At 42.1% G+C, this 13,653-nt stretch carries 11 protein-coding genes; 7 read left to right on the top strand and 4 right to left on the bottom strand.

Going from position 1 to position 13,653, the window contains the following annotated elements; genetic code table 11:
* Nucleotides 1-153 precede the first annotated feature (153 nt).
* Complete coding sequence (locus QEP06_RS03160; RefSeq protein ID WP_285269036.1) at nt 154-2,031, top strand: endonuclease; 1,878 nt, start codon at nt 154-156, stop codon at nt 2,029-2,031.
* A 7-nt stretch (nt 2,032-2,038) separates the two neighbouring features.
* Here the strand turns inward: QEP06_RS03160 and QEP06_RS03155 are convergent, their stop codons facing one another.
* The 3 genes from QEP06_RS03155 to QEP06_RS03145 all read right to left on the bottom strand — a co-directional run bounded on the left by QEP06_RS03155 (nt 2,039) and on the right by QEP06_RS03145 (nt 5,220).
* On the bottom strand, nt 2,039-3,439 hold the full coding sequence (locus tag QEP06_RS03155; protein ID WP_285269035.1) for a ComEA family DNA-binding protein: 1,401 nt from the start codon (nt 3,437-3,439) through the stop codon (nt 2,039-2,041).
* Nucleotides 3,440-3,527: 88 nt separating this feature from the next.
* On the bottom strand, nt 3,528-3,866 hold the full coding sequence (locus QEP06_RS03150; protein WP_285269034.1) for a MerR family transcriptional regulator: 339 nt from the start codon (nt 3,864-3,866) through the stop codon (nt 3,528-3,530).
* A 46-nt stretch (nt 3,867-3,912) separates the two neighbouring features.
* A complete protein-coding gene (locus QEP06_RS03145) occupies nt 3,913-5,220 on the bottom strand; it encodes a DEAD/DEAH box helicase (protein WP_285269033.1) in 1,308 nt (435 codons plus the stop codon).
* 223 nt (nt 5,221-5,443) lie between these two features.
* Between QEP06_RS03145 and rpsA the strand changes: the two genes are divergently transcribed.
* The 3 genes from rpsA to QEP06_RS03130 all read left to right on the top strand — a co-directional run bounded on the left by rpsA (nt 5,444) and on the right by QEP06_RS03130 (nt 10,855).
* Nucleotides 5,444-7,234 (top strand): 30S ribosomal protein S1, encoded by a 1,791-nt coding sequence (gene rpsA / locus QEP06_RS03140; RefSeq protein WP_285269032.1) that lies wholly within the window; start codon nt 5,444-5,446, stop codon nt 7,232-7,234.
* Between the two features lie 112 nt (nt 7,235-7,346).
* A complete protein-coding gene (locus QEP06_RS03135; RefSeq protein ID WP_285269031.1) occupies nt 7,347-9,941 on the top strand; it encodes a T9SS-dependent M36 family metallopeptidase in 2,595 nt (864 codons plus the stop codon).
* A gap of 185 nt (nt 9,942-10,126) precedes the next feature.
* Complete coding sequence (locus tag QEP06_RS03130) at nt 10,127-10,855, top strand: T9SS type A sorting domain-containing protein (protein WP_285269030.1); 729 nt, start codon at nt 10,127-10,129, stop codon at nt 10,853-10,855.
* Between the two features lie 127 nt (nt 10,856-10,982).
* On the opposite strand, the gene rplS is transcribed toward QEP06_RS03130, so the two are convergent.
* Nucleotides 10,983-11,336 (bottom strand): 50S ribosomal protein L19, encoded by a 354-nt coding sequence (rplS, locus tag QEP06_RS03125; RefSeq protein WP_122027716.1) that lies wholly within the window; start codon nt 11,334-11,336, stop codon nt 10,983-10,985.
* Nucleotides 11,337-11,772: 436 nt separating this feature from the next.
* On the opposite strand from rplS, the gene QEP06_RS03120 reads away from it, so the two are divergent.
* The 3 genes from QEP06_RS03120 (at nt 11,773) to QEP06_RS03110 (ending at nt 13,620) form a co-directional block, all read left to right on the top strand.
* On the top strand, nt 11,773-12,477 hold the full coding sequence (locus QEP06_RS03120; RefSeq protein ID WP_285269029.1) for a CoA transferase subunit A: 705 nt from the start codon (nt 11,773-11,775) through the stop codon (nt 12,475-12,477).
* On the top strand, nt 12,477-13,130 hold the full coding sequence (locus tag QEP06_RS03115) for a CoA transferase subunit B (RefSeq protein ID WP_285269028.1): 654 nt from the start codon (nt 12,477-12,479) through the stop codon (nt 13,128-13,130). The genes QEP06_RS03120 and QEP06_RS03115 overlap by 1 nt, the downstream gene beginning before the upstream one ends.
* 166 nt (nt 13,131-13,296) lie before the next feature.
* Nucleotides 13,297-13,620, top strand: a complete 324-nt coding sequence (locus QEP06_RS03110) for a hypothetical protein (protein WP_285269027.1) — start codon at nt 13,297-13,299, stop codon at nt 13,618-13,620.
* Nucleotides 13,621-13,653: the final 33 nt, after the last annotated feature.

Below are 13,653 nucleotides of genomic sequence, written 5' to 3'. Positions count from 1 at the left end.
ATTAAAATGAAGGATGCAGAATAATTTTTTTTGTCAAGCGTACGTCGGCAGTGGTAGCGGTGACATTAAGTCCAAAGTACGTTCTAAAATAAAGTATCCACTTGATGCCATGCTTCCTGTAAATGATTAATTTAGCTTTTTTAAAATTATTACATGAAGCGAATTTTACTTTTATCAGTCCTCACTTCTTATTATGCATTTTCGCAGGCGCCGGCAGGCTACTATGATGGAACTGCCTCGCTTACCGGCTATGCGTTGAAAAGTAAACTGCACGAAATAGTCTCAAAGAAAAATATAACGTGGCATTATGGAGATTTGCCCGCATTTTATAATCAAACCGATCTTGACCGTTATTACGATCACAGTGCTGGTAATAATACAATTCTCCTTGATATCTACTCGGAAATTCCAAATGGGCCAGATGTATATGAATACACAATCGCTAACATTATAGGTTCTGCTTCTGCTGAAGGACAAGGCTGGAACCGTGAGCACATGATGCCACAAAGTACCTATAACAGTAATTACCCGATGTATTCGGACCTGTTTTATGTAATTCCGACAGATGCGCGGATCAACCAGTTGCGAAGTAATTATCCGTATGGGGTTGCGGGCAGCACCAACTATTACACTTTCACCAATTCTTCCAAGATAAGTAAAAACGGGACGGCAAGCTCAGGCTATACCGGAAGAGTTTATGAACCTATCAATGAATTTAAAGGGGATGTTGCCAGAAGTCTGCTGTATTTCGCGGTACGGTATGAGGGTAAACTGAGTTCATTTAATTTCTATAACGGAAGTTCAGCGGCTAATGATACCAGCCCTCTGGACGGTACGGAAGAAAAAGCATTTGAAAACTGGTATGTTCAGATGTTGCTTCAGTGGCACGCACAGGATCCGGTTTCGCAAAGGGAAATAGACCGTAACAATTCGGTTTTTGCCATCCAAAAAAACCGAAATCCGTTTATTGACCATCCGGAATGGGTGAACGTGATCTGGACGCAGACCCCGGACGCGGCAGCACCTGCAGCGGTTCAAAATCTTTCGGCGTCAGTTACCAGTGCATATTTTGTTAATCTGAACTGGTCCGCCTCCGAATCAGGGGACGTGTTGGGATACCGCATTTATCAGAATGGTCTTCTGGTGGGTGTCACGAAGGATACAAGCTTCACTGTGGATCATTTGCAACCGGGAACTCTATATAACTTCACCGTCCGCGCGTTCGACAACGGCTATCTGGAATCGGCGGAAAGTAATCTTATTTCCGTTACAACGCTAGCTTCTGATGCATATGCAAAGGATTTACAGATTACGAAATATTTGGAAGGCACCGGCCAGAATGCCGCAATTGAAATCACAAACAGAACCGGCCATGCAGTAGATCTGAACAAATACCGCTTAACCATTCAGTTTTATAACAGTGTGAATGACAATTACTATTTCCCGGCACCCTATGAACTTGAAGGCGTGGTTCAGCATAATGAAACTTTCGTAGTACTGAATCCATATTCTAATTTTTCCTGTATTACTAATGAGGAGGCTCGTTTCGTCTCGGCATCGCCGCAAATGGCCTTTTCCGGCAGTCAGTATCTTGAACTGCGATATTTGAATTCAACTGTAGATGCTATTGGTGTACGCGCGACTGACAATTATTCAACGTTGGCAAATAAGTCTCTTTACCGACTAAATGCTGTTACTGAGCCTAATGCCACTTTCACGCTTTCTGAATGGCAAACCTACCCGGCCGATTATTGTCAAAATCTCGGAAACTTATCAACCGGAAGTGCTTCAGCCGCCCCGCAGAACAGTTTCAGAATTTATCCTAATCCGGTGACCGGAAATACGCTGTATGTTGAGGGTAATTCACGGGAAAAAGTCGGTTCGCTTTCAATTTTCGATGCGAGCGGGAAATCAGTTTGTGTTATTCAATATCCATTCAAAAAGGCCAATTCAATTGATGTAAGTCGTCTGGTAACGGGCGTTTATACACTGAAACTCGATCAGCAAACATTAAAATTCATTAAAAAATAAAAAACGTTCAGTCATTCCGTACATAAAGTCGCATCCGGGTTTCATATTCTGGTTTTAGCTTCAGGAACTTCCAGATTTTCCTGTCATCCGGATGGGTGATGCGATAGTAGATAATCTTATCAGCGGAATATTTGAAGTAGGGATGATTTCGCAGCCATTCTTCGGGTGCCTCTGCTAGTCTGTATTTTGGAACAGATGAAATATCAAGTGGCGCAACATAAATAAGACGCTGAGCCAAGATTCTGTCGATATCATACGTATCTACAATCTGCTCTTTGGTCACGAAACCGCCAAGTTTTTTACGGTAGCTTAAAATCATTGCGGCACTCTTGTCATCAAAACCAAATTCCTGCAATTGCTTAAAGGTGATTTGGTTGAGATCGGTTTTTGAAAAATCAGTCTTGGTTTCGGGCGACGCCTCATTATTATAAGTTTTCGACGTGAAAGATGCTTTGGGCGTGTTTGCTGAAGTCGAATTTTCCCTATCCAATATAATATAAGGCTTTAATTCCTCAAATTTTTCTGGCGAGATTACAAAACAACTTTGGATATCCTCGAGCGATTTGAAACTGCCGCGGAGTTTTCGGTCACGATAATTAATGATCACGTGCGCCTGCTTCTCCGAAAAACCCAAAGCTATCCAACCGGCTAAATCGGTTCTGTTCGGATCAAATTTCTGATACTTAACCGTTGGTTTCTGCTGTGCCTGGCGGAAGTTGTTTACAGTCATTATGTTTTCCGGAGCAGAATCGGGTAGAAGCAGGTACGGCTCCATCTGTCGGTATTTTTCATCGCTGATCATGAAGCAGGCTCTGAATTTTTCCTTACTGATGAAGCTGCCGCCCAGATATTGTTTGTATTTTAGAATCGAGTTCGCCTGTTTTTCCGAAAAGCCTAACCGTACAAAATCATCTGCGCTAAGGTCGTCGGGATTAAACTTTCGCGTTAAATGAAGTTGTTGGTTGTTGCGATTGTTTGCTGGTGAATAACTTCGGTAGTGAGGTCTGTAGTTTCCGAATTTCTGATAACTGTTCTGAGAATTTTCCGGAAGTAGGATGTAAGGTTCTAACTGCGCAAATTTTTCTGCGGAGATCGCATAACATTTCTTCAATTGTGCCTTCGACTCAAAAGCGCCGCCTACAACCTGCTTATATTTTAGAATTGTGGCAACCTGTCTCGTGCTGAATCCCAGATTTTCCCACTGCACGTCACTTAATTCATTTGGATCGAAGTCCTGCAGCGGAATCTGTTCTGCGGAGACGAAATTTAATTTGACATCTGTAGGGTTTGGTTCAGATGAAGGACTTTTTGAATTGAAATAGTATAAACCGGTAAGCAGAATGGCACCGGATGTTGCTAAGCCTAAAAAGTAGTTCTTGGCGGCGGAAAGTTGGATGTGGTGGCGCATGGCGATTTTTATTTAAAATTATCGCGTACACGCTGATTTTCAGTGGTGTAAACCACCTACATTGTGAAGTATAATCAACCTTTAACGGCTAAGGTTTTTCAACTAAGGAGTCTTTCAGTTTGACGAGTTCTGCCTTTACGAACTCAAGACGGCTGATGATGGAAACGGTTTCGGAGATTTTGCTGTTGGTTGCCAGAGCGATTCGGGCACCGTCAAGCGTGTAACCTTTCTCTTTGACAAGATGATAGATGATCTGAAGGTTTTTGATGTCTTCAGGAGTGAAGTAGCGGTTGCCTTTTTTGTTTTTTTTAGGCTTTATGATCGGGAATTCCTGCTCCCAATAACGTATCAGCGAGGCATTTACGTTAAAAGCTTTTGCCACTTCACCAATCGGATAGTATAATTTGTCGGGCAGATTAAGTTTCATCTAAGTATGCAAATTGATTTTTAAAGATAGCGATTTGAAAATGAATTTAATAAGCGACCTCAATTTTTACTTTTTTGCCTTTCAGTTTTTCCGAGCCTAATTTTTTAAGCAGATCCCGCACTTTTGAGCGACTTACCGCAACATAAGAAGTGGTATCTTTTACCTCGATCAAACCGATATCTTCCTTCGTCAGTTCACCTTTTTTGATGAGGTAACCCACGATATCCACTTTATTTACTTTGTCCTTCTTGCCGGCGCTGATATAAATCGTTTGGAACGGTGTTTTTGCCGGAATCCTGCATTGGTCCGAAACCGTTTGTACCGGTGTGTCGCTTTTAATAAAAGGAAAATTTTCCTCTTCGGTCATGATCAGATAGGCAAAACCTTTTGCATTCATACGGGCTGTGCGGCCGTTTCTATGGATAAATGCGTCTTCTTTTGGCGGAAGTTGATAATGAACAATCGATTCTACTTCCGGAACGTCCAATCCTCGTGCAGCTAAATCTGTCGTGATTAAAATTCTCGCGGAATCATTTCTGAATTTCAGCAGCGCGCGCTCTCTTTCGTCCTGTTCCATTCCTCCGTGGAAGGTTTCACGGTCAATGCCTTTTTCACGTAATAGGTCGGAAATACGATCAACGGCATCGCGGTGATTACAGAAAATCAAGGTGCGTTTATTTCCGATTTGGCAAAGAAGCTTGAAAAGCGTGTCAAGTTTCTCCTCAGAAATCGTCATCACTTTTTTGAGTTGAATATCGGGTTTCGCTTCCTGTAATTTTAAAAAGCTTAAAATCTTTTCATCTTTCAAGCCAACAAAATCGGGAATTTTATCCATCGCTGTAGCTGAGGTCAGGATTCTTTGTTCTAAATTTTCCAGCGAACGGATGATGAAAGCCATATCATCTTCAAAACCAAGTTCAAGCGCCTTATCGAATTCATCCAAAATCAAGGTATGGACGGTCGTCGGGTCGAAATTTTCGTTTCTGATGTGATAAGCGATACGTCCCGGAGTGCCGATAAGCAGGGCAGGAGCGTCTTTTAAATTGTTAACTTCTATTTTTTTGTCGTGTCCGCCGTAGCAGATGGAAACTTTAAAATCAGTTCCCATGGCTTTGAACACCTGTTCGATCTGTAATGCAAGCTCACGCGCAGGAACCAAAATCATAGCTTGAACGCCGGAAACATTCTTTTGCAAACTGCGCAAAACCGCAAATAAAAACGCGAGTGTTTTTCCGGAGCCTGTAGGTGAAAGAAGGACGGTGTCACGATTATTTTCAGTTGCGGTAAATACTGATTTCTGCATTTGATTCATGTCCTGAATCTGCAGTTTGCGGTAAATTAAGTCGAATTCCATGCTGCAAAGGTAAATTAAAATGACAAGCGCGGAAAAACCTCCTCAGAATAGCTGTATATTAATGCCTAAGATATTGTGGCAGTGAGAATAATTGCTTATTTTTGCACCACTTTTTGTGGAAGCATTTGGCAAAGTTAAAACATTAACAATTAACATCTTCCGTATTTTTCATTAACCACATTAAGCCAAAGATTGAAAAATAAGGAATACAAATTATTTTATTATGTCAGAAACGACAGACAAAGCAGAGGTTCTTTTGAACCAAAACGTAGCACCAGAGCAGTTTGATTGGGATTCATTCGAATCAGGTCTTGATGCAGACGCTAGAAAAGAGAAAAGCGATTTAGAGGAAATCTACAACGGTTCTCTTAACAATCTTCAGGACAATGACGTTCTTGTAGGTAGAGTTGTAAGACTTACTGACAAAGAGGCGATCGTTGACATTAACTTCAAGTCTGAAGGTGTAATCTCTCTTAACGAATTCCGTTACAACCAAGGATTGCAGGTAGGTGATGAAGTAGAAGTAATGGTTGACAGAAGAGAAGACAAGTCTGGACAGCTACAGCTTTCTCATAAAAAAGCCAGAACGCTGAAAGCTTGGGATAAAGTTAACGAGCTTCACGAAACTGGTGAAATCGTAAACGGTTTCGTAAAGTCAAGAACGAAAGGTGGTATGATCGTAGACGTACACGGCATCGAGGCGTTCTTGCCAGGTTCACAGATTGATGTGAAGCCTATCAAAGATTACGATCAGTTCGTTGGTAAAACAATGGAATTCAAAGTTGTGAAAATCAACCCAGAGTTCAAAAACGTTGTTGTATCTCACAAAGCTCTTATCGAGGCAGACCTTGAAGGTCAGAAGAGAGAGATCATCGGTCAGCTTGAAAAAGGTCAGGTTCTTGAAGGAACTGTTAAAAACATCACTTCTTACGGTGTATTCGTTGATCTTGGAGGTGTTGACGGACTTATCCACATTACAGACCTTTCCTGGTCTAGAGTTAACCACCCATCTGAGATCCTTTCAGACGGTGAAACTGTAAAAGTGGTAATCCTTGATTTCGATGATGAGAAAACAAGAATCCAACTTGGTATGAAGCAGCTTGAAGCTCATCCTTGGGATGCACTTTCTGCTGACATGAAAGTGGGTGACAGAGTTAAAGGTAAAGTAGTGGTTCTTGCTGACTATGGTGCATTTGTAGAAGTTGCTCCAGGTGTTGAAGGATTGATCCACGTATCTGAAATGTCTTGGTCTACTCACTTGAGAAGCGCTGGTGATTTCGTGAAAGTAGGTGATGAAGTAGAAGCTGAAGTTTTAACTTTAGACAGAGAAGACAGAAAAATTTCTCTAGGTATGAAGCAGCTTAACGAAGATCCATGGTCTAATATTGAGTCTAAATACCCAGTAGGTTCTGAGCATACAGGTACTGTAAGAAACTTCACTAACTTCGGTGTATTCGTAGAGTTAGAAGAAGGTATCGATGGTCTTATCTACATCTCTGATCTTTCCTGGACTAAGAAAATCAAGCATCCATCCGAATTCTGCAACGTCGGTGATAAACTTAAAGTTGTAGTTCTTGAATTGGATACAGCTGCAAGAAGACTTTCATTAGGTCACAAGCAACTTCTTGAGAACCCTTGGGATAAATTCGAAACTAAATATGCTGAAGGAACAGTGCACGCTGGTAAAACTACAGAAGTTTTCGACAAGGGAGCTCAGGTACAGTTAGAAGATGCTGAAGTAGAAGCTTTCTGCCCATCTAGATTATTAGAGAAGGAAGACGGATCTAAAATCAAGAAAGGTGAAGATGCTCAGTTCAAAGTAATCGAATTCAACAAAGAATTCAAGAGAGTAGTAGTGTCTCACACTGCAACTTTCAGAGATGAGGAAAGAAAGAATGTGAAAGACAATTCTTCTTCACGTTCATCAATGACTTCTACAGGTAACGAAGAGAAATCTACACTGGGAGATCTTGACGTTCTTGCAGAACTTAAAAAGAAAATGGAAGGGAACTAATCCTTACAAATCTTTATAAATGACGCCTCCGCAACCGGAGGCGTTTTTTTGTAAAAAAAAGTTAGCACATGTCTATATTTTTTATAAATTCGGTGCCTAATAATCAATATATATGAAAAACAGAAATTTACCTTTGAAAATTGCGGCAGTTTGTCTGATGTTTTCTTTTGGTAACACGTCTGCACAGGATTTCCAGTCCATAATAAAGCAGCACATGTCATCGAAGAATACATTTATGAAAGCCGACCTCAATAATTTCGAGATTATCGCACAGGATTTTTCGAAATCGATGAATGCGGATGTAATTAAAGTTCAGCAATCGTACAACGGAATTCCGGTTTACAACGCGGTGGCTACAGCACTTGTAAAAGACAGCAGGATCAATTATTTTACCGATAATTTTGCAAAGACTTACACTCATGTATCGCAGCCTTCATCGGCGCGCGCAGAGAAATCCATCTTCCAGAACGTAGCACAGACTCTTAACCTGAAAAACAGTGCAGATTACAGATTAATCAGCATTAAAGATGCAGATTTGGACGTGCCGTTCGTGAAAACAAGAATGGTGTATTACCTTACGCCATCCAATGACCTGAAGCTTTGCCACGAGTTCGTATTTGAAGAAAAAGGAACATCAAATTACTGGGATATCTTAGCTGATGCTGCTACCGGTGAAATATTAAGCAAAGAAAACCTTACCGTGTCCTGCTCATTTAAGCATGATGCCTATCACCACGATTATTCGGCACATACACCGGAAGGCTTTTTAAATGATTTCTCAAATACCGCAAAAGCAGTAGCAGCAGCTCCGCAGGACGCGAGTTACCGCGTATTTCCACTACCTGTGGAAAGCCCAAGCCACGGTGGACGTCAGTTGGTTTCAAATCCTTGGTTTGCAGATGCCTCACCTGAAGGTTGGCACACAATTCCTGGCGGAACTTACACCGGAACTTACACCACAACCCGCGGAAACAATGTGATGGCTTATGAAGACAAGGCCAACAACAATGCACCGGGAGCCTATGCAGATGGTGGCGCAAACCGCGTTTTCGATTTCCCGTTTACGGTAAATGATACAGCAGGTAACATGAATGCAGCTATCTCGAACCTTTTCTATGTAAATAACAAGATTCACGATATTTTCTATCGTCTTGGTTTCACTGAGACTGCGCGTAACTTCCAGGCCTGGAACTTCGGTAAAGGCGGCAATCAGAATGATTATGTTCAGGCTGAAGCACAGGATGGCGGTGGTACAAATAACGCAAACTTTGCTACGCCGGGTGACGGTACGCGTCCAAGAATGCAGATGTACCTTTGGGATCCGTCTGTGATTGAGCGTGTGTATTATAATTCACCTCCTGAAGCCGTGGGTCGCGTAGTACAGAACTACATTTCCACCACTTTCGGACCAGCACTTACGGCAACGGGAGTTACAGCTGATGTGAAACTTTCACCGGTTCTGGATGCATGTACAGCATTACCTGCAGGTTCACTTACGGGTCTTATTGGCCTGGTAGAAAGAGGAAGCTGCGATTTTGTGGTTAAAGTTAAAAATGCACAGAATGCCGGCGCCGTAGCTGCTATTATTTATAGCTTACCAACGTCTACTCCTACAGCAGGTATGGCCGGCGTAGACCCTACGATCACGATTCCTTCGGTACTTATCGAGAATTCAGAAGGAGTTTACATGAAAGGTTTGCTGCAGGCATCTGCTCCTGTAAATATTACGCTGAAGTACGATCCCCTGATGCAGAAAACACGTGATGGAAGTTTTGATAACGGAATCGTAATTCATGAATACGGTCACGGAATTTCTACAAGATTGGTAGGGCAGCTGAGCTCTTCGATAAACAAAGAACAGATGGGTGAGGGCTGGTCAGATTTCTTTGCTTTGATGCTTACCAACCGTCCGGGAGATGACGCTTCAGTTCCACGTGGAATCGGGACTTATGCTACTACGGAACCAATTACAGGTTTAGGGATTCGCCCGGCACAGTATTCACCGGATTTTGGAATTAATAATTATGAATACGGTGACACAAACGGAATGGAATATACCAACACTGCTGGCGCACTTGTTCCTGATGTTCACTCTATCGGTTTCGTGTGGGCAAGCATGCTTTGGGATCTGCACTGGAAATATGTTGAAAAGTACGGTTATGCATCAGATGTGATGGCCAACCCGAACAGTGGAAGTGCAAGAGTTCTTCAGCTTGTAGTTGACGCACTTAAACTTACGCCTACAAATCCAGGATTTATCCAGGGTCGAAACGCTATTTTGGCTGCCGAAGAAGCTACAACAGGCAAACAGGATAAATGCATGATTTGGAGCGTATTTGCAAGACGCGGTCTTGGGGTTAATGCTTCAGCAGGGTCAGCAACTAACATCAATGATCAGCAAGGTGACTACACAGAACCGACACCTGATCCGGCATGTACTACGCTTGCTACTGGTAATGTGGCTGCGGATCGTGGAATCACGATCTATCCGAACCCGGCGAAGAACGAATTCTTCCTGCAAACTTCTAAAAACATTGCGGGTAAAGTAATGGTTCAGATCTACGATGCTTCAGGGAAGCTAGTAACGAGCCAAAAAGTGGCTGCCTCTGAGGCGGTGAATACACAGTCGCTGCCAAATGGCGTATACGTCGTGAAAGCTTCAGGATTGGGTATAGATTATTCATCTAAACTGATTATCAGAAAGTAATTTCAAGAATCAGATTTCTAATAGCCGCTCTGCTTTTGCAGGGCGGTTTTGTTTGCGGGATGGTTCTACTGCGTTTTTTTGGAGTGATCGTCCCGCTTTTGCCGCTCGATACCTGTACCGGTTGTATATATTTTTAATCATCGTTAAAATTTTGATAACTTTAATTTACTAAAAACACACACATCATGAAAAAAATTTACATTCTCATTTTCGCAGTACTTTCAAGCGTTGCGTGGTCACAGCCTTACAGTCATTTGCTGCAAAGTACTGATTGGACAATCATGAAAATTAATTGGAATGGTACCGATTATTATCCGCCCGAGTCCTTTAAAGAATCCGGCAAAGTGATTTTCAATGCTCAAAATAATACATTCGAATCACGTTTTTTTAACTACTGTACTGGTCAGCTTACATTCGGTCCGAATAACGCGGCTTACTTCCAGCTTCAAAACCTCGTCAGATCCTACATAGATATTTGGGATCCGGGACTTCAGGAGATGCGGGATTTCGACAACATAGTGATGGATTTTTATTATCCGTCGCAGCCTTTAGACCGTTTCTATTTTGAGTATAACGAGGTGTCTGCCGGTAGAAATCTGGTAGTTACCAATCCGGCAGGTCATAAGATATTCTATTCGAATTTAGTTTTAGGCAGCAGCGGCGTCCTAACTTCAGATAAATGCGGTACAATCTATCCAAATCCGGCGAAAAATGAATTGTATATCAAACCCGCTAAAAACGGGTTAGGAAAAATACATGTCGAAATCTTCGACGCCACCGGCAAATTAGTTTCAACCCAAAAAATTTCAGGCTCTGAAGCCGTAGATACGCACGCATTGCCAAATGGCGTGTACTTCGTAAAAGCTTTAGGCCAGGACACGAATTATTCAACCAAACTGTTAATAAAAAAGTAGGCTTGCAACTGTATTATCATTTTCGCTGCCTGCATTTTGGCGCAGTCGTGTAGAATGCACCGGCATTTCAGCAACAAAAAACCCACCAGAACAAATCTGATGGGTTTTCTTATGAAGTAAGTCTGAATTACTTTTTGTATGCAGCGTCTTTGATTCTCGCTTTTTTACCACGTAGGTTACGGAAGTAGTAGATTCTCGCTCTGCGAACTTTACCTCTTCTGTCAACTTCAATTTTCTGAAGTGCAGGCATGTTAATAGGGAAAACTCTCTCTACACCTACATCACCACTCATTTTACGGATGGTGAAAGTCTTCGTAAGACCGGTACCTCTTAGCTGGATTACAGTTCCTTTGAAGAACTGAGTTCTCGTTTTAGCACCTTCTTTAATTTCGTAATACACAGTGATGGTGTCACCGGCTTTGAATTCAGGGAATTCTTTCTTAGCAATGTACTTGTCTTGTACGTACTTTAATAAATCCATTTTTTAAATAAAAAATTTTTTGTCTAGCCAAGCAACATTCACGTCCTTCGTCAGAGGTTGATTAACAGGCTGCAAAAATAGCACAAAAATTATTACCAGCCAACATCTTAACCGAAATAATGTCGTGTTCTTTTCATCAATTAAAAACCACTGATTCACCACTCAAAAACTCAAAAACTCAAACACTCCAACTCCTCATCTCAATCTGGGCGTGTCCCTCTTCGGTCATTTCACGCTCGCGGCCTGCGGCCGCTCGCGCTCCATTCCTCTCATCGGGTCGGGCTGTTCGCTATATCCCCTCGCCCCTTAGCAGGGGACGAGGGGGATGCCGCTGCCATCCCTCACGCGGTACACGCTGAAAATCAATGCCGTTTTTCAAAACCCTTAATCTCAAAAAAAAACCTAAATTTAGTAACCGAAAAAACGTGTAAAAACAATGATCGACAAAAGAGTAAAAAACGCTCAGGAAGCCATAGAAGGCATTTCCGCCGGCATGACATTAATAGTAGGCGGCTTCGGCCTCTCCGGTATTCCGGAGAATTGTATCAATCAATTGGTAGAAAGCAATGTCACCAACCTTACCTGTATTTCCAATAACGCCGGAGTAGACGATTTCGGCCTCGGACTTTTGCTTCAGAAAAAGCAAATCAAAAAGATGATCGCTTCCTATGTGGGAGAAAATGCTGAGTTCGAAAGACAGATGCTTTCCGGTGAACTGGAAGTGGAATTGACACCACAGGGAACTTTAGCCGAAAAATGTCGCGCTGCACAACACGGAATTCCGGCATTTTATACACCTGCAGGCTATGGAACCGAAGTAGCTGAAGGCAAGGAAACAAAAGAATTTGACGGTAAGATGCATATCCTTGAGCATGCGTATAAAGCAGACTTCTCTATAGTAAAAGCCTGGAAAGGTGATTACGCAGGAAATTTAATATTTAGAGGAACTGCACGTAATTTCAATGCGCCAATGGCTGGCGCCGGAAAAATAACTATCGCTGAAGTGGAAGAACTTGTGGAACCGGGCGAACTGGATCCAAATCAAATTCACATCCCCGGAATTATGGTGCAGCGCATCTTTCAGGGTGAGAAATATGAAAAGAGAATCGAGCAGCGTACAACCCGAAAAAGAGAAGCATAATGTTGACAAAAGAACAAATCGCACAGCGAATTTCAAAGGAAGTTAAAGACCGCTATTATGTAAATCTCGGTATTGGAATTCCCACTTTAGTCGCAAACTATGTTCCGCAGGACATTTCCGTGGAATTTCAGAGTGAAAATGGGGTGCTCGGGATGGGTCCTTTTCCTTACGAAGGCGAAGAGGATCCGGACTTAATTAATGCCGGAAAACAGACGATAACAACACTTCCGGGCGCTTCATTTTTCGATTCTGCTTTCAGTTTTGGAATGATCCGCAGCAAAAAAGTGGATCTTACCATTCTTGGAGCGATGGAAGTTTCCGAAAACGGTGATATAGCCAACTGGAAAATTCCGGGAAAATTGGTGAAAGGTATGGGCGGCGCCATGGATTTAGTGGCGTCGGCGGAGAATATTATCGTCGCGATGATGCACGTAAACAAAGCTGGTGAAAGCAAAATCCTCAAAAAATGTACGCTTCCCTTGACCGGAGTTGGTTGTGTGAAAAAAGTGGTGACCGAATTGGCTGTGATGGATGTTACGCCAAATGGTTTCAAACTTTTGGAGCGAGCGCCCGGAGTTTCAGTCGAGGATATTATTAAAGCCACCGAAGCCGAACTCATCGTCGAAGGGGAAATTCCCGAAATGCAGTTTTAAGTTGATAAGTTTCATATTCAATCCCTTTCACAATAGTGAAAGGGTTTTTTTTTGGTTTTCAGATATTTCTAAATTATTAAAAATCACTCGAAAGTGGGATTGTATTGATTGAATGTATAGTCTAAATTTGTTTTAGTAATAAATTCCATTAATAAAAAAATAAACCATGAAAAAACTGTTATTTTTGATTTCGTTGATTTTCGCGATGTCGGTAATTAACGTAAGTTGTTTTGAAGACCTATTCGGCAGGGACGAAGAAGAAGTTGTAGAACCGAGTGCGACGCAGCTTCCGGGCTATGATTTTACGTTTACCTGTCCTGCAGGCTCCCAAAACACGGTTCCAATCCCAAAAGGAACCGCAAAATGCCAGAAAGCGTATGAATATTTTGCAAAAGTCTATGGCTGTAATGAGGCAGATTATTTCAATGCGGCAAACTGCAAAATGTGTAATGATTGTGGCATTGCAAATTACTGTACGGTGTGTAAATAGATTTTAAGAATTTGCGCACGCTATAAAGCATGT

Source organism: Kaistella rhinocerotis (genome assembly GCF_030243905.1).
Classification (GTDB): Bacteria; Bacteroidota; Bacteroidia; order Flavobacteriales; family Weeksellaceae; genus Kaistella; species Kaistella rhinocerotis.
Note: the sequence above shows the minus strand (reverse complement) of the source record. Positions and strands in the feature narration are given on the sequence as shown.

What these genes read in the sequence shown, in the direction of transcription:
- QEP06_RS03130 (WP_285269030.1), top strand. Translation starts at nt 10,127, where the DNA reads ATGAAAAAAATTTACATTCTCATTTTCGCAGTACTTTCAAGCGTTGCG.
- QEP06_RS03115 (WP_285269028.1), top strand. Translation starts at nt 12,477, where the DNA reads ATGTTGACAAAAGAACAAATCGCACAGCGAATTTCAAAGGAAGTTAAA.
- QEP06_RS03155 (WP_285269035.1), bottom strand. Translation starts at nt 3,439, where the DNA reads ATGCGCCACCACATCCAACTTTCCGCCGCCAAGAACTACTTTTTAGGC.
- QEP06_RS03160 (WP_285269036.1), top strand. Translation starts at nt 154, where the DNA reads ATGAAGCGAATTTTACTTTTATCAGTCCTCACTTCTTATTATGCATTT.
- rpsA (WP_285269032.1), top strand. Translation starts at nt 5,444, where the DNA reads ATGTCAGAAACGACAGACAAAGCAGAGGTTCTTTTGAACCAAAACGTA.
- QEP06_RS03120 (WP_285269029.1), top strand. Translation starts at nt 11,773, where the DNA reads ATGATCGACAAAAGAGTAAAAAACGCTCAGGAAGCCATAGAAGGCATT.
- QEP06_RS03145 (WP_285269033.1), bottom strand. Translation starts at nt 5,220, where the DNA reads ATGGAATTCGACTTAATTTACCGCAAACTGCAGATTCAGGACATGAAT.
- QEP06_RS03135 (WP_285269031.1), top strand. Translation starts at nt 7,347, where the DNA reads ATGAAAAACAGAAATTTACCTTTGAAAATTGCGGCAGTTTGTCTGATG.
- QEP06_RS03110 (WP_285269027.1), top strand. Translation starts at nt 13,297, where the DNA reads ATGAAAAAACTGTTATTTTTGATTTCGTTGATTTTCGCGATGTCGGTA.
- QEP06_RS03150 (WP_285269034.1), bottom strand. Translation starts at nt 3,866, where the DNA reads ATGAAACTTAATCTGCCCGACAAATTATACTATCCGATTGGTGAAGTG.
- rplS (WP_122027716.1), bottom strand. Translation starts at nt 11,336, where the DNA reads ATGGATTTATTAAAGTACGTACAAGACAAGTACATTGCTAAGAAAGAA.